Source organism: Streptomyces sp. NPDC057010 (genome assembly GCF_042673805.1).
Lineage (GTDB): Bacteria > Actinomycetota > Actinomycetes > Streptomycetales > Streptomycetaceae > Streptomyces.
Genome location: NZ_JBHUSC010000002.1, coordinates 142,229 through 164,118 on the forward strand (window position 1 = coordinate 142,229; position 21,890 = coordinate 164,118).

General features: G+C 73.5%; 18 protein-coding genes. 11 read left to right on the forward strand and 7 right to left on the reverse strand.

The genetic code is table 11. From position 1 onward, the window contains the following. The first annotated feature begins 1 nt into the window (after position 1). From ACFTXQ_RS03195 to ACFTXQ_RS03230, 8 genes are all read left to right on the forward strand, one after another. Positions 2–748, forward strand: a complete 747-nt coding sequence (locus ACFTXQ_RS03195) for an ABC transporter ATP-binding protein (RefSeq protein ID WP_382635356.1) — start codon at positions 2–4, stop codon at positions 746–748. Further along, a complete protein-coding gene (locus ACFTXQ_RS03200) occupies positions 745–3,594 on the forward strand; it encodes an ABC transporter permease (protein ID WP_382635358.1) in 2,850 nt (949 codons plus the stop codon). Before ACFTXQ_RS03195 ends, ACFTXQ_RS03200 begins: the two co-directional genes overlap by 4 nt. Before the next feature lie 114 nt (positions 3,595–3,708). Then, positions 3,709–4,245 (forward strand): bacterial proteasome activator family protein, encoded by a 537-nt coding sequence (locus ACFTXQ_RS03205; RefSeq protein ID WP_382635360.1) that lies wholly within the window; start codon positions 3,709–3,711, stop codon positions 4,243–4,245. Between the two features lie 110 nt (positions 4,246–4,355). Then, positions 4,356–5,627, forward strand: coding sequence for an MFS transporter (locus ACFTXQ_RS03210; protein WP_382635362.1), 1,272 nt, complete (start codon positions 4,356–4,358; stop codon positions 5,625–5,627). A 54-nt stretch (positions 5,628–5,681) separates the two neighbouring features. Then, a complete protein-coding gene (locus ACFTXQ_RS03215) occupies positions 5,682–6,554 on the forward strand; it encodes an NTP transferase domain-containing protein (protein ID WP_382635364.1) in 873 nt (290 codons plus the stop codon). Then, complete coding sequence (locus ACFTXQ_RS03220; RefSeq protein WP_382635366.1) at positions 6,551–7,840, forward strand: molybdopterin molybdotransferase MoeA; 1,290 nt, start codon at positions 6,551–6,553, stop codon at positions 7,838–7,840. The genes ACFTXQ_RS03215 and ACFTXQ_RS03220 overlap by 4 nt, the downstream gene beginning before the upstream one ends. Continuing rightward, positions 7,828–8,928, forward strand: a complete 1,101-nt coding sequence (locus tag ACFTXQ_RS03225) for a potassium channel family protein (protein WP_382635368.1) — start codon at positions 7,828–7,830, stop codon at positions 8,926–8,928. Before ACFTXQ_RS03220 ends, ACFTXQ_RS03225 begins: the two co-directional genes overlap by 13 nt. 41 nt (positions 8,929–8,969) lie before the next feature. Then, positions 8,970–9,947 carry an NAD(P)H-quinone oxidoreductase gene (locus tag ACFTXQ_RS03230; RefSeq protein WP_382635370.1) on the forward strand — a complete coding sequence of 326 codons (978 nt, stop codon included), beginning with the start codon at positions 8,970–8,972 and terminating at the stop codon, positions 9,945–9,947. Here the strand turns inward: ACFTXQ_RS03230 and ACFTXQ_RS03235 are convergent. Further along, entirely contained in the window at positions 9,937–10,503 is a 567-nt protein-coding gene (locus ACFTXQ_RS03235) for a TetR/AcrR family transcriptional regulator (protein WP_382635372.1), read from the reverse strand. The genes ACFTXQ_RS03230 and ACFTXQ_RS03235 overlap by 11 nt on opposite strands. Before the next feature lie 81 nt (positions 10,504–10,584). On the opposite strand from ACFTXQ_RS03235, the gene ACFTXQ_RS03240 reads away from it, so the two are divergent. Beyond that, a complete protein-coding gene (locus ACFTXQ_RS03240) occupies positions 10,585–11,709 on the forward strand; it encodes an FAD-dependent monooxygenase (RefSeq protein WP_382635374.1) in 1,125 nt (374 codons plus the stop codon). A 183-nt stretch (positions 11,710–11,892) separates the two neighbouring features. Here the strand turns inward: ACFTXQ_RS03240 and ACFTXQ_RS03245 are convergent, their stop codons facing one another. The 3 genes from ACFTXQ_RS03245 to pdhA are packed head-to-tail and all read right to left on the reverse strand — an operon-like array spanning position 11,893 to position 15,304. Beyond that, on the reverse strand, positions 11,893–13,152 hold the full coding sequence (locus tag ACFTXQ_RS03245; RefSeq protein ID WP_382635376.1) for a dihydrolipoamide acetyltransferase family protein: 1,260 nt from the start codon (positions 13,150–13,152) through the stop codon (positions 11,893–11,895). Beyond that, the gene (locus ACFTXQ_RS03250; protein WP_382635378.1) at positions 13,152–14,171 is read right to left on the reverse strand and encodes an alpha-ketoacid dehydrogenase subunit beta; all 1,020 of its coding nucleotides are present in this window, start codon (positions 14,169–14,171) and stop codon (positions 13,152–13,154) included. Before ACFTXQ_RS03250 ends, ACFTXQ_RS03245 begins: the two co-directional genes overlap by 1 nt. Next, the gene (gene pdhA, locus ACFTXQ_RS03255; protein WP_382635380.1) at positions 14,168–15,304 is read right to left on the reverse strand and encodes a pyruvate dehydrogenase (acetyl-transferring) E1 component subunit alpha; all 1,137 of its coding nucleotides are present in this window, start codon (positions 15,302–15,304) and stop codon (positions 14,168–14,170) included. The genes ACFTXQ_RS03250 and pdhA overlap by 4 nt, the downstream gene beginning before the upstream one ends. Before the next feature lie 179 nt (positions 15,305–15,483). On the opposite strand from pdhA, the gene ACFTXQ_RS03260 reads away from it, so the two are divergent. Further along, positions 15,484–16,053 carry an Lrp/AsnC family transcriptional regulator gene (locus ACFTXQ_RS03260; RefSeq protein WP_382635382.1) on the forward strand — a complete coding sequence of 190 codons (570 nt, stop codon included), beginning with the start codon at positions 15,484–15,486 and terminating at the stop codon, positions 16,051–16,053. A 95-nt stretch (positions 16,054–16,148) separates the two neighbouring features. Here the strand turns inward: ACFTXQ_RS03260 and ACFTXQ_RS03265 are convergent, their stop codons facing one another. From ACFTXQ_RS03265 to ACFTXQ_RS03275, 3 genes are all read right to left on the reverse strand, one after another. Further along, positions 16,149–17,786, reverse strand: a complete 1,638-nt coding sequence (locus tag ACFTXQ_RS03265) for a hypothetical protein (protein WP_382635383.1) — start codon at positions 17,784–17,786, stop codon at positions 16,149–16,151. Between the two features lie 129 nt (positions 17,787–17,915). Next, positions 17,916–18,506 carry a TetR/AcrR family transcriptional regulator gene (locus ACFTXQ_RS03270; RefSeq protein WP_382635385.1) on the reverse strand — a complete coding sequence of 197 codons (591 nt, stop codon included), beginning with the start codon at positions 18,504–18,506 and terminating at the stop codon, positions 17,916–17,918. Continuing rightward, complete coding sequence (locus ACFTXQ_RS03275; protein ID WP_382635387.1) at positions 18,503–20,047, reverse strand: 3-hydroxyacyl-CoA dehydrogenase; 1,545 nt, start codon at positions 20,045–20,047, stop codon at positions 18,503–18,505. Before ACFTXQ_RS03275 ends, ACFTXQ_RS03270 begins: the two co-directional genes overlap by 4 nt. Positions 20,048–20,171: 124 nt before the next feature. Between ACFTXQ_RS03275 and paaN the strand changes: the two genes are divergently transcribed. Then, on the forward strand, positions 20,172–21,854 hold the full coding sequence (gene paaN, locus ACFTXQ_RS03280) for a phenylacetic acid degradation protein PaaN (RefSeq protein ID WP_382635389.1): 1,683 nt from the start codon (positions 20,172–20,174) through the stop codon (positions 21,852–21,854). Positions 21,855–21,890: the final 36 nt, after the last annotated feature.

Below are 21,890 nucleotides of genomic sequence, written 5' to 3' on the forward strand. Positions count from 1 at the left end.
CATGCCTGACCAGCGCCACGACCGCCAACCCGTACTGCAGTTGGACCAGCTCGTCCGCACCCACGGCAGCGGAGCCACCGAGGTGCACGCCCTGCGCGGCATCAACCTCTCCGTCTTCCCCGGCGAACTCGTCGCCGTCATGGGCCCCTCCGGCTCCGGCAAGTCCACGCTGCTCACCCTCGCCGGCGGCCTCGACACCCCCACCGGCGGCCGTGTCGTCGTCGAGGGCACCGACATCACCACGGCGAGCCGCAAGCAGCTGGCCGCGCTGCGCCGCCGCAGCATCGGCTACGTCTTCCAGGACTACAACCTGATCCCGGCCCTCACCGCCGCCGAGAACGTGGCCCTGCCCCTGGAACTGGACGGCACCGCCGCCCGCAGGGCCCGCGCCGCCGCGCTCGCCGCGCTGGAGGAGATGGGCCTGGGACAGCTCGCCGACCGCTTCCCCGACGAGATGTCCGGCGGCCAGCAGCAGCGCGTGGCCATCGCCCGCGCCCTCGTCGGAGACCGCCGCCTGGTCCTCGCCGACGAGCCCACCGGCGCCCTCGACTCCGAGACCGGCGAATCCGTCCTCGCCCTGCTGCGCTCCCGCTGCGACGCCGGCGCGGCCGGGGTCCTCGTCACGCACGAGCCGCGCTTCGCCGCCTGGGCGGACCGCGTCGTCTTCCTGCGTGACGGCAGCGTCGTCGACGAGACCCTGCGCAGCGAGGCCGACTCCCTCCTCTCGGGGCAGGCGGCCCGCCCGTGATCTCCTGGTACCACTCCTGGATCGCGGCGATCCGCATAGCCCGCCGCGACGCCTGGCGCTCCAAGGGCCGCAGCGTCCTCGTCCTCGCGATGATCGCCCTGCCGATCGTCGGTGTGAGCGCGGCCGACCTGACGATGCGCAGCGCCGAACTCTCCGTCGAGCAGGACCTCCAGCGCCGGCTGGGCGCCGCCGACGCCGAGCTCAGCCTGTCCCGCATGAACGTGCCGATCTACCAGTCCCCCGACGGGGACCGCTCCGCGCCGGTCGGCGGCTACGACTCGTACGAGCCGCCCAAGGACGAGAACCCGCACCTGCTGCCTCAATCGCTCCCGGCGGGCGCCGAGGTCGTCAAGGACACCACCGGACACGCCAAACTGCGCACCACGCACGGGCTCCTCGACACCGAACTGCGCGAGATCGACACGCACAGCCCGCTGGTGGAGGGCCGGTTCACGCTCGTCCGGGGCCGGCTGCCCGAGGCGGCCGGCGAGGTCGTCGCCACCACCGCCTTCCTGAAGGAGTCCGGCTACTTCGTCGGTTCCAGCGTCAATCCGCGGGGCACGGACCACGAGTACAAGGTCGTGGGCGCCTACGAACTGCCCAGCTCGCTCAAGTCGCTGCAGCTCATCGCGCAGCCGGGCACCCTGCTCACCCCGCTCGACAAGGCCCTGCAGGCCGCCGGGGCACCCGGGGTGCGGGCCGACGACGCGTACCTCGTGAAGGTCGGCGGCGCCGATGGTTTCACGTGGAACATGGTCAAGGAGGCCAACACCAAGGGCGTGCTCGTCATCTCGCGCGCCGTCACCCTGCACAAGCCCGCCGACTCCGACGTGCCGCTGTACCGGCAGGAGCCCAAGGACCAGTTCTCCCGCGGCTCCACGAACGCGGTCGAAATGGCCGTCCTGGCCACCGTCGTCGGTCTCGCCATGCTGGAGATCTGCCTGCTCGCCGGGCCCGCCTTCGCGGTCGGCGCCCGGCGCTCGCGCCGCCAGCTCGGGCTCGTCGGCGCCAACGGCGGCGACCGGCGGCACATCCGGGCCATCGTGCTCTCCGGCGGGCTGGTCATCGGCGCCGCCGCGGCCGTCACCGGCACCCTCATCGGCATCGGTCTCACCCTCGGGCTGCGGCCGCTCCTGGAGGAGTACCTCGGGCTGCGCTGGGGCGGGTTCGAGCTCCGCCCGCTGGAGCTCGCCGCCATCGCCCTGCTCGCCGTGGTGACCGGCCTGCTGGCCGCCATCGTCCCCGCCGTGACCGCCTCGCGGCAGACCGTGCTGGCCTCGCTCACCGGGCGCCGCGGCGTCCGGCGGGCCAACCGGGTGCTGCCCGTCCTCGGCCTGATCGCCGTCGCGGGCGGCGCCGCCATCGCCCTGTACGGCACGGTGTCCGAGACGGGCTCCCTGGTCGTCGCGGGCGGCAGCGCCATCGCCGAGCTCGGCGTGGTCGCCCTCACCCCGGTCCTGGTCGGCCTCTTCGGGCGGGTCGGGCGCTGGATGCCGCTGTCGCCGCGGCTCGCGCTGCGCGACGCCGTCCGCAACCGGGGGCGTACGGCGCCCGCCGTGGCCGCCGTCCTGGCCGCCGTGGCCGGCACCGTCGCCGTGGCCACGTACCAGCACAGCAAGGACGTCCAGGCCCGGCACGAGTACACCGCCGACCTGCCGCACCACTCCGGGGTGATCTCGGTCGCCGACAACAGCTCCTACAAGGACGTACCGGCCGTGCGCGAGGCCCTGTCCAGGGAGTTCCCGCTGTCCGTACGGGCCGATGTGGACCGCCTGGTGGTCGGGAAGCCGGGCTGCGACACGTACTCGAACGAGACCGGCTGCGGGCGCGCCGAGATCATCGTGCCCAAGGAGCAGCGCTGCCCGCTCCACGAGTCCGCGCACGGACCCGCCGACTTCAGCCCCGAGCAGGCCAAGGAGCTGCGCAAGGACCCGCGCTGCGTGCAGCCCCGGCACCAGAACTACGTGGAGAACGACGCGGTCGTCGCCGACGAGAAGCTGCTGACCGCGCTGGCCGTGACCGACCCCGGCGCCGTGGCCGCCCTGAAGTCGGGCAAGCCCGTGTCCTTCGACAAGCGGAACGTGAAGGACGGCAAGGTCACCATCCGGCTCATCACCGACCCCGACGCGGCCGACGCCGCGCGCGGCAAGGGCACGGAGACGCCGGGCGAGGACAAGGTCCTGCCCGTCCACCAGGTGCCGGAGGACGTCAACGGGTGGGGCCTCAAGCTCGTACTGCCCGCCGCGACCGCCAAGGCCGCCGGGCTGGCGACGGCCCCGTACGGCGCGTACTTCGCGCTCGACGGCATGCCGGGCAGCGAACAGCGCCAGCAACTGGACGGCGCCCTCGACACGATGGGCGTGGACGCCCAGGTCAAGATCGAGCAGGGCTACCAGCAGGAGAACAGCATCGAGGTGCTCGCCCTGACCCTCTTCGCCGGCCTGGTCACCATCGGCGCGGCGGGCATCGCCACCGGGCTCGCCCAGGCCGACGCCGAAGCCGGCCTGAAGACCCTGGCCGCGGTCGGCGCACCGCCGCGGGTGCGGCGCACGCTGAGCGGCTTCCAGTGCGGGGTGATCGCCCTGATGGGCGTCCTGCTGGGCTCGGCGGCCGGCATCCTGCCGGCGGTCGGTCTGCGGCTCGTCCAGGAGCGCGAGACGGCGCGGTTCCTCGAGCGGGCCGTCTCGATGGGGTACGAGTCCGCGGGCACGGAGCTCTATGTGCCGATCGCGATGCCCTGGGGGACCCTCGTCGGACTGCTGGTCCTCGTCCCGCTGGGCGCGGCGCTGCTGGCCGCACTGGTCACCCGTTCGAGCGGTGCGCTGGCGCGGCGGGCTGCGGGCTAGTCCGGGCGGGCCGGCCGCTCCACTCGGGCCGATCCCGGTGCCCCCGTACAGGTTGGATCACGCCTGTACGGGGGCACACCGTGTGAGTACGAAGGTGTGCGAGAGAATGACGGCATGGAGATGCCGAGGAGTGAACGGTCGCAGGACAGTCCCCCGCACGTCCTGATCGTGGGACAGGACGGGATGGCGGTCGGCGGCGCCGATGACGAGTCGCGCGAGGTCCCGGTGACGGAGATGGTCGAACAGCCCGCCAAGGTCATGCGGATCGGAAGCATGATCAAGCAACTCCTGGAAGAGGTACGCGCCGCGCCCCTCGACGAGGCGAGCCGGGTCCGGCTCAAGGACATCCACGCCGCCTCCGTCAAGGAGCTGGAGGACGGCCTGGCCCCGGAGCTCGTGGAGGAACTGGAGCGCCTGTCCCTGCCGTTCACGGAGGAGGCCATCCCCTCCGAAGCGGAACTGCGCATCGCCCAGGCGCAGTTGGTGGGCTGGCTGGAAGGCCTCTTCCACGGCATCCAGACGGCCCTGTTCGCGCAGCAGATGGCGGCGCGGGCCCAGCTGGAACAGATGCGCCGCGCACTCCCGCCCGGCGCCCCCCACGACGACGAGGACGGCGGACACGGCGCCGTCCGCTCGGGTCCCTACCTCTAGCCGACCGTTTCGGCAGGATGAAGGCGGGCCCGGATCACGCCCAGCGTGGTCCGGGCCCGCCTTCGTCGTGCGGGCGCGGCCGTGGCTCTTGAAGGGAACCGGAATTCCAGGTGAATACCTTGAAGCGCACCTTCCAGTCGCTGGCGGTGCGCAACTTCAGGCTGTTCGTCCTCGGGCAGGTGTTGTCCGCCACCTGCACCTGGATGATGGTCATCGCCCAGGACTGGCTGGTGCTGGACCTGTCGGGGGACTCGGGCACCGCGCTGGGCGTGGTGACGGCGATGCAGTTCGCGCCCGTGCTGCTGCTGACGCTGTACGGGGGGCGGCTGGCGGACCGGTACGACAAGCGGCACCTGCTGATCCTCGCGAACCTGGCGGCGGCCGTCCTCGCGCTGGCGCTGGGGCTGTGGGTGCTGATCGGGGAGGTGCAGCTGTGGCACATCTGGCTGTTCGCGCTCGCCCTCGGCACCGTGAACTCCGTCGAGGCGCCCACCCGCATCTCCTTCGTGAGCGAGATGGTGGGCAGCGAGCTGCTGCCGAACGCGTCGGCGATGAGCGCCGCGTACTTCAACGTCGCGCGGGTGGTGGGGCCGGCCGTCGCGGGGCTGCTCATCGCCCGCCTCGGCGTCGGGGCGGTGGTCGTGGTCAACGCCGTCAGCTACCTGGCGACCGTGGTCAGCGTGGTGCTGATGCGGCCCTCGGAGCTGCACCGGGCGGCCGCGCGGCCGCGCCGGGCCCGGGTCGTGGACGGGCTGCGGTACATCGGCCGGCGCCCCGACATCGTGCTGCCGATGGCCCTCGTGGGCGTGCTCGGCCTGGTCGGCTACACCTTCCAGCTCACCCTGCCCCTGCTGGCGAAGACGGAGTTCCACACGGACTCCACCGCCTTCGGGCTGCTGAGCAGCGCGCTCGCGGCCGGCTCGCTGCTGGCCGCCTTCGTGACGACGGCCCGGCGGGGGCGGCCGACGGCCCTGGTCGTGGCGGGCTCGGCGCTGGCGTTCGGCGCCCTGGAGGCCGTCACGGGCCTCGCCCCCGACCTGCCCACGGCCTGTCTGCTCCTCGGGCTGACCGGCTTCGCGATGATGTACTTCGCGCAGGCCTCCAACCATCGCGTCCAGCTCGGCTCGGACCCCCGCTACCGGGGCCGGGTCATGGCCCTCTACACCCTGGTCTTCCAGGGCACGACCCCGCTGAGCGCGCTCCTCGCCGGGCGGCTCGCCGAGCACTGGGGCGTCCGCTGGGTGCTCTACGCGGGCGGCCTGGTCTCCCTGGCCGCGGCCGTGGCCGCGCTGGCCGCGGGCCCCTTCGTCGCGCGGATCGCGGTGCCCGAGGAGCCCCCGGAACCCTCCGCCCGTCCGGCGGACTCCCGGTCCGGCGGATAAACGGCAGGTAAGTGGGGATCCCCGCAGGGGACATGGCCGCCGCATACTCGGGGCATGAGCTACGACGCGATCGTGCTGGCCGGCGGCGGCGCGCGGCGGCTCGGCGGGGCCGACAAGCCCGCGCTGAGCGTCGGCGGCCGCGCCCTCCTCGACCGGGTCCTCGACGCCTGCGCGGACGCCGGGACCACCGTCGTGGTCGGCGGCCGCCGGGGGACCGCGCGCCCGGTGCGCTGGGCCCGCGAGGAGCCGCCCGGCGGGGGCCCGGTGGCCGCGCTGGAGGCCGGGCTGCGGCACACCACGGCCGAGCTGGTCCTCGTACTCTCCGCCGACCTGCCGTTCCTGGACCGGGAGACCGTACGGTCGCTGCTCGACGGGGTCGGGGCCGCCGAGGGGGCCCTGCTGCGGGACCCCGATGGCAAGGACCAGCCGCTGGTCGCCGCCTACCGGGCCGAGGCGCTGCGCCGCGAGATCGCCCTGCTCGCCACCGAGCACGGCCGGCTGACCGGGCTCCCGCTGCGCGGTCTCACCGCCGAACTGGACCTCGCCCGCATCGCGGCGCACCCACTCGCCTCCTTCGACTGCGACACCTGGGACGATCTCGCCGCCGCCCGCGCCCGGATCAGGGAGCATGGAACCGTGCTGGACCAATGGATCACCGCCGTCAAGAACGAGCTGGGCATCGACCTCCCCGTCGACGTCAAGTCCCTGCTCGACCTCGCCCGTGACGCCGCCCACGGCGTCGACCGGCCCGCCGCCCCCCTGACCACGTTCCTCGTCGGCTACGCGGCCGCGCGGGCCGAGGCCGCCGGGGCCGACCCCGCCCAGGCCGTGGCCGAAGCCTCCCGCAAGGCCGCCGACCTGGCGTTGCGCTGGGCCGCCGAGGCGGAGGCCGATGCCGCCGACCCCCGACAGAACGGCTCCGGATGACCCCCACCGACGCCGAACGCGCCCTGGACCAGGCCCTGGCCCTGGTCAGCCGCTCCCCCGAGGGCGGAGCCGGCGGCCACCGCGCCAGTGCGTGGCCCCGGGCCCGGGACACGGCCGCGCACGCCGGGGCCGGGGTGCGGGCCCGGACCCACCGGGTGCCCCTCTCCGAGGCCCTCGGCGAGGTGCTGGCCGGGCCCCTGGAGGCGCTGACCGATCTGCCGTCCTTCGACACCTCCGCCATGGACGGCTGGGCCGTCGCCGGTCCCGGGCCGTGGAGCGTCCGGGCGGGCGGCGGGGTGCTGGCCGGCTCCGAGCGGCCCGGGCCCCTCGCGGACGGCGAGGCCGTACGGATCGCCACCGGCGCCCGGATCCCCGCCGACACCACCGCCGTCGTCCGCAGCGAGCACTGCCGCGAGAGCGGCGCCCAGCTCTTCGCCGACCGGCCCGTCCTGACCGGCCAGGACATCCGCCCGCGCGGCCAGGAGTGCCGCTCCGGCGACCTGCTGCTGCCCGCCGGCTCCCTGGTCACCCCGGCCGTCCTCGGCCTGGCCGCGGCCGCCGGGTACGACGAGCTGGCCACCCGGCCGCGGCCCCGCGTGGAGGTCCTGGTCCTCGGCGACGAACTGCTCACCGCGGGCCGTCCGCACGACGGCCTGATCCGCGACGCGCTGAGCCCCATGCTCGGCCCCTGGCTGACCCGGCTCGGCGCCGAGGTCATCGGCACGCGGCGGCTGGGCGACGACCCGGCCGGGGCCGAGGCCCTCTTCCGGGCCGTCACCACCTCCGCCGCCGATGTCGTCGTCACCACCGGCGGCACCGCCTCCGGGCCCGTCGACCACGTCCACCCCGTGCTGGCGCGGGCCGGGGCCGAACTCCTCGTCGACGGGGTGGCCGTACGGCCAGGGCATCCGATGCTGCTGGCCCGGATCGGCGACGCCGCCGGGGGGCGGCACCTGGTCGGGCTGCCCGGCAACCCGCTCGCCGCCGTCTCCGGGCTGCTGACCCTCGCCGAACCGCTGCTGCGGGCCCTCGCCGGCCGCCGCCGGCGCCCCCGCTACACCGCCACGGTCCAGGACGACGTACCGGGCCACCCGCACGACACCCGGCTGGTCCCGGTGCTGCTGAGCGGCGAGCACGCGGTGCCCCTGCGTTACAACGGGCCCGCGATGCTGCGGGGCGTGGCCGCCGCCGACGCGCTGGCCGTCGTACCGCCGCACGGGGCGCGGGCGGGGCAGGACCTGGAGATCCTCGATCTTCCGTGGGCCTCCGGGGGATGTTTCACGTGAAACTTCACGGCTCGGACGCCATGGCCCGCGGGGCCGACGAGAAACTCGTGGCCCGGCGCATCAAACTGCCCAAGCGCATCGTGGAGAAGCCGCTGCGGCAGGTGACCAGGCGCCTGCTGATGGCCCTGTTCGTGATGGCGCTGACGGTCCTGATCGTGTGGGTGGACCGCGGTGGCTACCACGACAACGCCAACGAGAAGGTCGACTTCCTCGACTGCGTCTACTACGCCACCGTGACCCTCTCGACCACGGGCTACGGCGACATCGTCCCCTACAGCGACAGCGCACGGCTGGTCAACATCCTGCTGATCACCCCGCTGCGCGTGCTGTTCCTGATCATCCTGGTCGGCACCACCCTGGAGGTCCTGACCGAACGGACCCGGGAAGAGTGGCGGCTGAACCGCTGGAGGAAGAACTTGCGTGAGCACACGGTCGTCGTGGGCTTCGGCACCAAGGGCCGCTCGGCCCTGCAGACGCTGCTGGCCACCGGTCTCTCCAAGGAGCAGGTCGTCATCGTCGACCCCAGCACCAAGGTGATCGACATGGCCAACGCGGAGGGCTTCACGGGCGTGGTCGGCGATGCCACCCGCTCCGACGTGCTGCTCCGCGCCGAGCTCCAGAAGGCCCGTCAGATCGTCATCGCCACCCAGCGGGACGACACCGCGGTGCTGGTGACGCTGACGGCCCGGCAGCTCAACCGCGGAGCGAAGATCGTCGCGGCGGTGCGCGAGGAGGAGAACGCGCCGCTGCTGCGCCAGTCGGGCGCGGACGCGGTCATCACGAGCGCGAGCGCGGCGGGCCGGCTGCTGGGCCTGTCCGTCCTCAGCCCGAGCGCGGGCACGGTGATGGAGGACCTGATCCAGCAGGGCAGCGGCCTCGATCTCATCGAACGCCCCGTCAACCGCTCCGAGGTGGGCAAGTCGGTTCGGGACACGGACGACCTGGTGGTGAGCGTGCTGCGCGGGCACCGGCTGCTGCCGTACGACGATCCGCACGCGAGCCCGCTCCAGCTGACGGACCGTCTCATCACCATCGTGCGGGCGGTACGGCCCTCCTCACCGCCGGTGATACTGGGGCCCGCCGAGTAGGTGCTGTCCCGGTCCGGCCGGTTGGCGGTAGCCTCCGGGCCATGCATGCGATCACCATCGAGCAGCCCGGCGGGCCCGAGGCCCTCGTCTGGACCGGCGTCCCCGATGCGGTGGCGGGCGACGGCGAGGTCCTCGTCGAGGTCGCCGCGAGCGCCGTCAACCGTGCCGACGTCCTCCAGCGGCAGGGGTTCTACGACCCGCCGCCCGGCGCCACCCGGTACCCGGGGCTGGAGTGCTCCGGGCGGATCGCCGCGGTCGGTGCGGGGGTGTCCGGCTGGTCGGTGGGCGACGAGGTGTGCGCGCTGCTGAGCGGCGGCGGGTACGCGCAGAAGGTGGCCGTCCCGGTGGGCCAGCTGCTGCCCGTCCCGGCGGGCGTGGACCTGGTGACGGCGGCGGCGCTGCCGGAGGTCGTCACGACGGTGTGGTCGAACGTGTTCATGGTGGCCGGGCTGCGGCCCGGCGAGACCCTGCTGGTGCACGGCGGGTCCAGCGGCATCGGGACGATGGCGATCCAGCTGGCGAAGGCCGTGGGCGCGACGGTCGCGGTGACGGCCGGGGGCCCGGAGAAGCTCGCGCGGTGCAAGGAGCTGGGCGCCGACATCCTGATCGACTACCGCGAGCAGGACTTCGTGGCGGAGCTGAAGGCCGCGACGGGCGGGGCCGGGGCGGACGTGATCCTGGACATCATGGGCGCCAAGTACCTCTCGCGGAACGTGGACGCCCTCGCGGTGAACGGCCGCCTCGCGATCATCGGGCTCCAGGGCGGGGTGAAGGCGGAGCTCAACCTGGGCGCGCTGCTCACCAAGCGTGCGGCGATCACCGCCACGACGCTGCGGGCGCGGCCGCTGGAGGAGAAGGCGGCGATCGTCGCGGCCGTACGGGAGCACGTGTGGCCGCTGGTGGCGGCGGGGCGGGTGCGGCCGGTGGTGCACGCGGCGTTCCCGATGGCGGAGGCGGCCGAGGCGCACCGGGTCATGGAGTCGAGCAGCCACGTGGGCAAGCTGCTGCTCACGATCTGAGGGCGGCGGCGACGAGCCCCTCCAGGGCGTCGCGGTCGACCTCCTCGGCGCCGGAGAGCAGCCGGTCGAGGATCAGGCCGTCCACGCAGGTGAGCAGGGTGTGGGTGCGGGCGTCAGGATCGGCGCCGGCGCCGTTCGCGGCGACGAAGGCCCGTACGGCGTCCCGGCCGGCGTTGTCGCGCGGGACGAGGATCTCGCGGAGCTCCGGATCGCGGACGCTCTCCACGGCGCAGGTGTGGCGGGCCAGGGAGCGGCGCCGGCCCTCCCCCGTCAGGCGGCTCCTGGCCAGGGCGGCGAAGCCGTCGACGAGTTCGGTCGCGGAGCGCAGCGGCGGGGCGGCCGCTCCGGCGGCCTGCAGCTCGGCCTGGTCCCGGGCCACGAGGCGGCGTACGAGCGCGGTCAGCAGGGCGGCGCGGGTGCGGAAGTAGGCCGAGGTGGTGCCGGGCGGGAGCCCGGCGGCCCGGTCCACGGCGCGGTGGGTCAGCCCGCGCATGCCGGTGTCGGCCAGGACTTCGATGGCCGCGTCGGCCAGGACGGTTCGCCGTTGTTCACTCACCCCCCATTTCTACACCTGTAGAAGGTGCGGGGTACGGTATGCCCCAGGACTTCTACACCTGTAGAAACGGGAGGCCGTCTGATGGGCACGGGCACGGGCAGGAAGGCCGTGGTGGTCGGCGGAGGCATCGGCGGGCTCGCGGCCGCCATCGGACTGCACCGCACGGGGTGGGAGGTGACCGTGCTGGAGCGGGCAGCCGTCCTGGACGACGCGGGCGCCGGGATCTCGCTCGCCGCCAACGGGATCCGCGCCCTGGACGCGCTGGGCGTGGGCGGGGCCGTACGGGACGCCGCGCGCCGCCAGTACACGGGCGGGACCCGCACCCCCGACGGGGCCTGGCTCTCCCGGATGGACGGCGCGGCCCTCGAACGCGCCCTCGGCATCCCGATGACCGGCATCCCGCGGGCGGAGCTGCACCGGCTGCTGCGGGAGGCGCTGCCGCCCTCCTGCCTGCGGACGGGGGTCGGCACGCTGGCGGACGGGGACGGGGCCGACCTGCTGGTGGCCGCCGACGGGGTGCGCAGCGGGATCCGGGGGGAGCTCTTCCCGGAACACCCCGGGCCGGTGCACAGCGGCTCGACCGTGCTGCGCGCGATCACCGCCGAACCGGTGGAGCTGGACACGGACTTCGAGCTGACGTGGGGGCCGGGGGCGGAGTTCGGCCACATCGGCTTCGCCGACGGGCGGGCGGAGTGGCACGCGGTGCTGTCCTCCCCGCCGGGGGTCCGGCACGCGGACCCGCTGTCCGTCCTCCGGGCCCGGTTCGGGGGGTGGCACCACCCGATCCCCGCCCTCCTGGCCGCGACCCGGCCCGGGGACGTGCTCCACCACGACGTGTCCGAGCTGGTGGCGCCGCTGCCGTCGTACGCGGTGGGGCGGGTGGCGCTGCTCGGCGATGCGGCGCACGCGATGACGCCGAACCTGGGGCAGGGGGCCTGCCAGGCGCTGGAGGACGCGGTGGTCCTGGCCGCGGAGCTGGCCGCCGGGCCGTCGGTGGAGGCGGCGCTGTCCCGCTACGACGCCGTGCGCCGGCCGCGGGCGTCGGCGGTGGCCCGCGCGGCCCGGCGGGCCGGGCGGCTGGGCCACCGGCTCTCCCACCCCGTGGCGGTACGGGCCCGCAACGCGGCCCTCCGCCTGGCCCCTTCGGGAGCCACGATCCGCGCGATCCTCACCCACGCCTCCTGGACCCCACCGCCCCTTCCCTGACAGGGGCCAGGCACGGCCCGTTCCCCGGGGCTCCGCCCCGGACCCCGTACGTGCGCTCCGCGCCCGTGCCCTCAAACGCCGGGCGGGCTGGATTTGCGCCGCAAATCCCAGCCCCGCCGGCGTTTGAGGCGCGGGGTCTGGGGCGGAGCCCCAGGTCTTTCAGCCCGCCCGGCCCGCGCCGAGCTACAGGCTGCGGAGCAGGACCGCCGGGGACTCGACGCAGTCGGCCACGTAGCGGAGGAAGCCGCCCGCCGTGCCGCCGTCACAGACCCGGTGGTCGAACGTCAGCGACAGCTGGACCACCTGACGGACCGCCAGCTCACCACCGTGCACCCACGGCTTCGGGATGATCCGGCCCACGCCCAGCATCGCCGCCTCCGGGTGGTTGATGATCGGCGTGGAGCCGTCCACCCCGAACACCCCGTAGTTGTTCAGGGTGAAGGTCCCGCCCGTGAGGTCCCCGGGGGCCAGCTTCCCGGCCCGGGCCAGCTCCGTGAGGCGGGCAAACTCCGCCGACAGGGACTCCGGGTTGCGGGTGTGGGCGTCGCGGACCACCGGGACCATCAGGCCCCGGTCGGTCTGGGCGGCGAAGCCCAGGTGGACGCCGGGCAGTCGGACGATCTCGCCCGCCGCCAGGTCCACCGTGGAGTTGAGCTCCGGGTAACGGGCGAGCGCCGCCGTGCAGATCCGGGCCAGCAGCGCCAGCACCGAGATCTTCGGGCCGCCCACCGCGTTCATCGCGGCCCGCGCCGCCATCAGCTCGGTGGCGTCCGCGTCGACCCAGCAGGTGGCGTCCGGGATCTCCCGCCGGCTGCGCGACAGCTTCTCCGCGACCGCGCCCCGCACGCCCTTGAGCGGAACCCGCTCCCCGCCGGCCACCACCGCGGCCACCGGTTCCGGCGCCCGCAGCGCCGCCTCCACGTCCGCCCGCAGGATCAGGCCCTCGGGCCCCGACCCCCGCAGCGCACGCAGGTCGACCCCGTTGTCCTTGGCCAGCTTCCGCACGAGGGGGGAGACGACCGGCACCGGCCCGGCCGCCGCCACGGCAGGGACCACCGGCGCCGCGACCTCGGCGGTGACGGGTCGCACCCGCCGCCGACGCGCCGGGCGCGAGTGGTCCGTGCCGTAACCGATCAGCGGCCGGGGCAGGTTGCCGGAGCCCTCGGCCGCGGCCGCCGGAGCCTCCGGGAGCGCCGCCGCCCCCACCGCAACGGTGATCAGCGGGGCCCCTACCGGCAGTTCCTGCCCCTCCTCGCCGAAGCGGGCGGTGACCACGCCGCCGTAGGGGCAGGGCACCTCCACCATCGCCTTGGCCGTCTCGACCTCGACGACCGGCTGGTCGACGGCGACGACATCGCCCACCGCCACCAGCCAGCGCACGATCTCGGCCTCGGTCAGGCCCTCCCCGAGGTCGGGGAGCTTGAACTCCATTACCTGCGGCATCAGTTCTCCCACTGCAGGCGGGCCACGGTGTCCAGGATCCGGTCCACTCCCGGCAGGTGGTGCTTCTCCAGCATCGGCGGCGGGTACGGGATGTCGAAGCCCGTCACCCGCAGCACCGGCGCCTCCAGGTGGTGGAAGCACTTCTCCTGGATGCGGGCCACGAGCTCCGCGCCCGGTCCGCCGAAGCCGCCGGCCTCGTGGACGACCACCGCGCGCCCGGTCCGCCGTACGGACTGCACGACCGTGTCCTCGTCGAACGGGACCAGCGAGCGCAGGTCCACGACCTCCAGCTCCCAGCCCTCCTCGCGCGCCGCCTCGGCCGCCTCCAGGCACACCGGCAGCGAAGGCCCGTAGGTGATCAGCGTGGCGCTCGTGCCCGCCCGCCGGACCAGGGCCTTGCCGATGCCCGGTACGGCGGCGGGGGCCGCCGGGTTCCAGTCCGCCTTCGACCAGTAGAGCCGCTTGGGCTCCAGGAAGACCACCGGGTCGTCGCTCGCGATCGACGCGCGCAGCAGCCCGTACGCGTCCTCGACCGTCGCCGGGGTCACCACGTGCAGGCCGGGCGTCGCCACGTAGTAGGCCTCGGAGGAGTCGCAGTGGTGCTCCACGCCGCCGATGCCGCCGCCGTACGGCACGCGGATGGTGATCGGCAGCGGCATCGTGCCGCGCGTGCGGTTGCGCATCTTCGCCACGTGCGAGATCAGCTGCTCGAACGCCGGGTAGGCGAACGCGTCGAACTGCATCTCGACCACCGGCCGCAGCCCGTACATGGCCATGCCGACCGCCGCGCCCAGGATCCCGGCCTCGGCGAGCGGGGTGTCCGTGCAGCGGTCCTCGCCGAACTCCTTCGCGAGCCCGTCCGTGATCCGGAAGACCCCGCCGAGCGTCCCGACGTCCTCGCCCATGACGTGGACCGTCGGGTCCTCCGCCATCGCGTCGCGCATCGCCCGGGTCAGGGCCTGCGCCATCGTCGCCGGCTTGACCCCCGGGTCCGCGGACTTCGCCGCCACCGTCGTCACTGCTGTTCCTCTGCTTCCAGTTCGGCGCGCAGCATGGCCGCCTGCTCCCGCAGCCGGCCGGTCTGCTCCGCGTAGACGTGCGCGAAGAGGTCCATCGGGTCCAGCACGGGATCCGCGTTCATGCCCTCGCGGAGCGCCGCCGCCATCTCCTCGGCCTCCTCACGCGCCTGCCGGATGCCCGCCTCGTCGAGGATCCCGCGCGCGGTCAGCTCGCGCTCCAGCAGCTCCACCGGGTCGTGCGCCTTCCAGGCCTCGACCTCGGCGTCGCCGCGGTAGCGGGTGGCGTCGTCGGCGTTCGTGTGGGCCTCCATCCGGTAGGTGACGGCCTCGATCAGGGTCGGACCGCCGCCGGCGCGGGCCCGCCGGACCGCCTCGGTGAGCACCTCGTGCATCGCGGCGATGTCGTTGCCGTCGACCAGCCGGCCGGGCATTCCGTAGCCCACGGCCTTGTGGGCCAGGGTCGGGGCGGCGGTCTGCTTGGCGAGCGGGACGGATATCGCGAAGCCGTTGTTCTGGACGAGGAAGACCACCGGCGCCTGCCAGACGGCGGCGAAGTTCAGTGCCTCGTGGAAGTCGCCCTCGCTGGTGCCGCCGTCGCCGACCATGGCCAGGGCGACGACCTCGTCGCCGCGCAGCCGGGCGGCGTGCGCCAGGCCCACCGCGTGCGGCAGCTGGGTGGCGAGCGGGGTGCTCAGCGGGGCTATGCGGTGCTCGTGCGGGTCGTAGCCGGTGTGCCAGTCGCCGCGCAGCAGGGTCAGCGCCTGTACGGGGTCGAGCCCGCGGGCCACGGCCGCCAGGGTGTCGCGGTAGCTCGGGAACAGCCAGTCCTGGTCCTCCAGGACCAGCGCGGCCGCGATCTCGCAGGCCTCCTGGCCCACGGTGGAGGGGTAGACGGCGAGCCGGCCCTGCCGCGTCAGCGCGGTGGCCTGGGCGTTGTAGCGGCGGCCGCGCACCAGCTCGGTGTAGCAGCGGCGCATGAGCGCCGGGTCGAGCCGGTCTGCTCCCGGAGTGCCCAGCACCCGGTAGGGCTCGGGGTCCGGGAGCAGCGGGGCGGCATCCGTACGGGGCCTCCAGGCGGGCGGCGGGGTGGGTCGGTGGGACGCACCGGCACCGGGCAGCTCTTGGACCGTCATGGCGGCGTACACCTCCTCGTGGGAAGCGGGCAGGGCGACGGCTCGGGTGTGAGGCGCCTCACCTACCGATTGTTCGGTTGTCCGCGCAATTTGGCTACAGGCGGCTCCAGGCTGTGGACAAACTGGCGCCGGGGCCCTGGGATGGATGCAGGACGTCCAGGAGAGGGAGGCATCGGGCAATGCCGGATGAACAAATGGCCGGAGCGGGTTCCGCCCCGGTCCCGCCGGGGGCTACCCCGGGTACCCCACCGGTACCTTCCGCACCGCCCCGTCCCCTGGACCCGATCGACCGGTCGATCATGCGTCTGCTCCAGGCGGACGGCCGCGCCTCGATACGCTCGGTGGCGGAGCAGGTGCACGTCTCCCGCGCGAACGCCTACGCCCGGATCAACCGGCTCATCGACGACGGGGTGATCCGCGGGTTCACGGCCCGCGTCAACCACGAGCGCGCGGGCCAGGGCGCCTCCGCCTACATCACCCTGAAGATCGTCCAGAACTCCTGGCGCACGGTCCGCGAGCAGCTGCGCGAGCTCCCGGGCGCCGCTCACATCGCGCTGGTGAGCGGGGATTTCGACGTCCTGCTGCTGGTGCACACCCCGGACAACCGCACCCTGCGCGAACTGGTCCTGACCCGCCTCCAGGCCATCCCGGAGGTGCTCTCCACGCGCACCCTGCTGGTCTTCGAGGAAACGGATCTGCTGGCCCCGGGGCCGGGCCCGGCCGGCGGGCCGACGATCTCGGAGGAATAGCGCCGCGGCACCGGCCCCGGACACGCGAAACGCCCCGGGGACGGCCTGGACGGCCGTTCCCGGGGCGCCTGCGCGACCCGATCGGATCAGTCGGATCAGTTGGTCTCGTAGTAGCCGAAGATGTCGACGACGAGGTCGATGTTGCCCCAGCTGCGGTTCCAGAAGTCCACGACGCCGTGGTTGCCCGAGCTCGCCTGGACGAGGTTCGGGACCGTCTGGCCCTTCGTCCAGTTCAGGGACGAGGAGCCGGGAGGCGTCACCGGCATGCCGGTGTGGTTCTTGACGTCTTCCCAGGTGTTCGGGTTCGGGGCGACGGAGAGGTAGCCGTCGGCCTGCGTGTTGGTGACCGTGGTGTTCAGGACGTAGCCCGCGATGTTGGGCTCGTTGGGCGAGTACCCGATGGAGACGTAGCTGTCGCGCTCCAGCGGTCCGTACTTCCACTCGGGCTCACGGGTGTCGAGCGTCCGGAAGGGACCGATCGGGATGTAGGCGGCCTTGCTGTCGGTGCTGTAGTAGCCGACGAAGTCGATGACGACGTCGACACCGCCCCAGCCGCCGTTGAGGACGTCGATCGAGCCGTCCGCGGCGACCGGCACGATCACCGAGTTGGCGATCGTCTGTCCGGTGGTGAAGTTCAGGTTGGAGGTGGGCGGCGCCGCCTGCCCGCCCGGGGTGAGGGTGAGGAAGCCCGAGTTCTGCGGGTTGGTGACCGTCACGTTGAGCGCGACGGCCGTGTAGCGGCCGGCGGGGCCCACCGTGAGGTTGAACTTCCCCTTCGAGGGAACCTGGCCGCGCCGCGTGCCGAGGCCCTCGCGGGTGTCGACGATGCGGGACGGGGCCTGCGGGGTGTAGCCGCTGGAGGACCCGCGCGTGAAGTAGCCGGTGACGTCGGCGACCAGGTCCACGGACGAGTAGTGGTTGTACAGGTCGACGTAGCCGTTCTTGCCGACCGGCACGATCACCATGTTCGGGACGGACTGGCCGGCCTTGAAGTTGAGGTTCGAGGTGGCCGGCCGCTCGCGGCCCTCCGGGTAGACCGTCACGAAGCCGTCGCCCGAGGTGTTGGTGACGGTGACGTTGAGGGCCACCGCGGTGACGCCGGCGGGGATCCCGCCGTTGCCGCCGATCTTGAGGCGGGTCGTCCCGTACGGGCCGACCGTGCCCTTCGCCGCACCGATGCCCTCACGGGTGTCCAGGATGCGGGTGGGCGTGTACGGGGTGAAGTCCGAACCCGCGGTCATGATCGAGAAGTCGTTGACGACCTCGGCGTTGTTCGCGGCGTCCGTCACGGTGACCTTGACGGTGTACTCGCCGAGCTTCGCGTAGCTGTGCTGGTTCTTCAGCACGGTCGAGCCGGCGGCGGCGACCGTGTCCGCGGTCCCGTCACCCCATTCGATCTTGACGTTGAGCGAGGCCGGCGCGCTGGTGATGGTGGTCGTCAGACCGAGCCCGTGCGCGCTCGTGCTCTCGGCGTTCAGCAGGATGGCCAGCTCCGGGTTGCCGACGGCGGCCTGCGCCTCGGCCTGCGGCGCGGCGGCGCCCGTCTTGCCCTTGGCCTGCGGCAGCGCCCGGCGGACCGTGCGGTCGGCGGGGCTGGTGAAGGTCTTGAAGTTGTCGGCCGCGGCCTTGCCCAGGTCCACGGCGGAAGGCGCCGCCCCCTGGGTCTTGGGCGCGACGGGATCGGCCGCCTGGGCCGTTCCCGGGATGAAAGCAAGGCTGCCCGCGACGATCATGGCAGCCGAAACTACGAGTCGGCGATTGCGCACCGGCCCCCCCATGTAGGTTTTGAACGCGCTCAGGAAGGAGCGCGCGCTCAGACTACACATCCGGATGCGGGTTCGATCGGGGAATACCCGCCAAGGTCAGTCGCGGGCCGTCCGCAGGCCGTCGAAGGCCATGTGGACCACCGCGTCCGCCAGTTGGTCCTGGCTCGTTCCCGGGTGCGGGCGGTACCACTCGACCAGCGAGTTCACCATGCCGAAGAGCAGCCGGGTGGCCAGCCGGATGTCCACGTCCGCCCGCAGGTCGCCCTCGGCCGCGGCCGCCTTGAGGAGGTCGGCGACCTGGTGGTCGAACTCGCGGCGGCGCTCCAGGGCCCAGCGCTCGGTCCGGGTGTTGCCCCGTACGCGCAGCAGCAGCGTCACGTACGGCAGCTCGGAGACGAGCACCTCCACCGTGCGGCGCGTGACGTACTCGACGCGCTCGACGGCCCGGCCCCGTACCGCGCCCGGCTCCTCCAGCACGGCGAAGAGGCCGTCGAGGGCGCGGCTCACGGCGCGGCGCAGCAGCTCCTCCTTGCCGGTGACGTGGTGGTAGATCGAGGACTTCGAGATGCCCGCGGCCTTGGAGAGGTGCTCCATCGAGGTGCCGTCGTAGCCGCGCTCGTTGAAGACCTGGACGGCTACGGAGAGCAGGGTCTCGGGGGTGTAGGTGTCCCGCTTGGCCGTGGTCATTCGGTCCCCTCCGTCTCGTCGGCCGCCTCGTCGGCCGCGCCGTCCTCGTCGCCCGCCGCGTAGCCCAGCTTGAACAGCGCGAGCGAGGGCGCGTACCGGCCGCCGGGACACCGCTCGTCGAGGTTGTGCAGCAGGTCGTAGGCCCAGTCCCGGCCGAGCCGGTCGTGCCATTCGGCCGGTCCGAGCGGGTAGTTGACCCCGAGCCGCATGGCCGTGTCGATGTCCTCGGCGGTGGCGACGCCACGCGCGACCGCGTCGGCCGTGAGGTCGATCAGCATCGCGACGGTCCGGGCGACGATCATGCCGGGGACGTCGCCGATGACGGAGACCTGCTTGCCGAGCCGCTGGAAGAGGCCCACCGCCTCGGCGAGGGTCCGCTCGCTGGTGTCCTCGCTGACGGAGAGCGCGATGCGGGTGGCCTCGCGGTAGTCGAGCGCGAGGTCGAAGTAGACGACGTCCGCGAACTCGACGGAGGTCTTGCCGTCCGCGAGCACCAGCTGGCCCTCGCCGGGCAGCTGGATGTACGGGCCCCCGTGCTCGGTGGCGGTGACCGCGATCCCGGCGTCCTCCATCAGCTCGGCCAGCTCCGCGGCGGGCCCGAGGTCGCCGACCACGGTGACCTTGGCCGGGGGCTCCTCGGGGGCGGCGGTGTGCGGGGCCGCGTCCACCGCGTCCGGGCCGTACGGGTACCAGCCGTGCCCCGACTTGCGGCCGAGGCGGCCCGACTGGACCAGCCGGCGCTGCGCGAGGGAGGGGGTGAACTTGGGGCTGCGGAAGAAGGACTCCCATACGGAACGGGTCACCGCTTCGTTGACGTCCTGGCCGATCAGGTCGGTCAGCTGGAAGGGACCCATCCTGAAGCCGCCGCTCTCGCGGAGCACGGCGTCGATGGTGGCCGGGTCGGCGCCCTGCTCCTCGTACACCGCGAAGGCCTCGGCGTAGAAGGGGCGGGCGATCCGGTTGACGATGAACCCGGGGGTGTCGGCGCAGCGGACCGGGGTCTTCCCCCAGCCCAGCACGGTGCCGTACGCGCGCTCGGCGGCGGCCGGGTCGGTCGCGAAACCGCTGACCACCTCGACGAGCGGGAGCAGCGGGGCCGGGTTGAAGAAGTGCAGGCCGAGGAAACGGCCGGGGTGCCGCAGGCCCGCGGCCAGCTCGGTGACGGAGAGGGAGGAGGTGTTGGTCGCCAGCAGGCAGTCGGGCGCCACCACTCCTTCGAGTGCTTCGAAGAGACGGCGCTTGACCCCGGTGTCCTCGACGACCGCCTCGACCACGAGCGCGGCGGCGGCCAGCTCGTCCAGCGCCGGCGCCGCACCGATCCGGCCGATCGCGTCGTCGGCCTCGGCGCGATCCAGACGGCCCTTGGCGGCCATCCGCTCGACGCGGTCGCGCACGGCGGCCACGCCGCCGGCGGCGGCCGCGGCGTCGATGTCGTGGATCAGCACGCGGTGACCTGCGAGAAGGGCGACCTGGGCGATGCCCTGTCCCATGGTGCCGGCGCCGACGACCGCCACAGTGCGGGACCGCTCGATTGCTGTCATGTCCTGATCCTCCCGCACCGACTTATCCACAGGTCTGCCGGGCCCTCTTGTCCCGACCGATCGTTCGGTTACTCTAACTCCAGTCTGCTCTTCTTCGCCCGGCTCAACGAGGAGTTGGTCTGTGATGGCCGCCGAGCTCACCGTCCCCCAGCTGTCCGCCAAGCACCGGCCCACCCTGGACCAGGCCCTGGATGCGATCCGCAGCCGCGCCTACTGGTCCCCGCACCCCGAGCACCCCAAGGCCTACGGCGAGACCGCCCCGGCCGACGGCCTCGCCGCCTTCCAGGCCCTGAGCGGCACGCGGCTGGACCTGGAGCAGCCCGGCACCGACGGCTGGACGGGCGGCGAGGTGTCCCCGTACGGCCCGGAGCTCGGCGTCGAGTACCCGCACGTGGACCCGGACGTGCTGCTGCCCGCGATGAAGGCCGGCATGGGTGCCTGGCGCGACGCGGGTCCCGAGGCGCGCGCCCTGGTCTGTATCGAGATCCTGGCCCGGATCTCCGCCCGCACGCACGAGTTCGCGCACGCGGTCATGCACACCAGCGGCCAGGCGTTCATGATGGCGTTCCAGGCGGGCGGCCCGCACGCGCAGGACCGCGGTCTGGAGGCCGTGGCCTACGCGTACGAGGAGCAGACCCGGGTCCCGGGCCGGGCCGACTGGTCGAAGCCGCAGGGCAAGAAGGACCCGCTGGAGCTCGGCAAGACCTTCACGGCGGTCCCGCGCGGCATCTCCCTCATGATCGGCTGCAACACCTTCCCGACGTGGAACGGCTACCCCGGCCTGTTCGCGTCCCTCGCCACCGGCAACCCGGTCCTGGTCAAGCCGCACCCGCGGGCCGTGCTCCCGCTGGCGCTCACCGTCCAGGTGGCCCGCGAGGTCCTCGCCGAGGCCGGCTTCGACCCGAACCTGGTGGCGCTGGCCGTCGAGCGCCCGGGCGAGGGCATCGCCAAGACCCTCGCGGTACGCCCCGAGATCAAGCTGATCGACTACACCGGCTCGACGGAGTTCGGCGACTGGCTGGAGACCCACGCCCGCCAGGCGCAGGTCTACACGGAGAAGGCCGGCGTCAACACGGTCGTCGTGGACTCCACCGACAACTACAAGGGGATGCTGGCGAACCTCGCGTTCTCCCTCTCCCTCTACAGCGGCCAGATGTGCACGACCCCGCAGAACCTGCTGATCCCCCGGGACGGCATCGAGACGGACGCCGGCCACAAGTCCTACGACGAGGTCGTCGCCGACCTCGCGGCCTCGGTCGGCGGCCTGCTGGGCGACGACGCCCGGGCCAACGCCCTGCTGGGCGCGCTGGTCAACCCGGACGTCAAGGCCCGCCTGGAGGCGGCGGCCGCGCTGGGCGAGGTCGCGCTGCCCTCGCGCGAGGTGGTCAACCCCGAGTTCCCGGAGGCGGTGGTCCGCACCCCGGTGATGGTGAAGCTGGACGGATCGAAGCCGGACCCGGAGGCGCCCTACCTCTCGGAGTGCTTCGGCCCGGTCTCGTTCGCGGTGGCGGTGGACTCCACGGCCGACGCCCTGGAGCTGCTGCGGCGCACGGTCCGCGAGAAGGGCGCGATGACGGTCGGCGCGTACACCACCTCCGAGGACACCGAGCGGGCCGTCGAGGAGGTCTGCCTGGAGGAGTCGGCGCAGCTCTCCCTGAACCTCACGGGCGGGGTGTACGTCAACCAGACCGCGGCGTTCTCGGACTTCCACGGCTCGGGCGGCAACCCGGCGGCCAACGCGGCGCTGTGCGACGGCGCCTTCGTGTCGAACCGCTTCCGCGTGGTGGAGGTCCGCCGCCAGGCCTGACCCCTTGGGCAGCCGCTGGGCGGGCCCGGCCGTGGT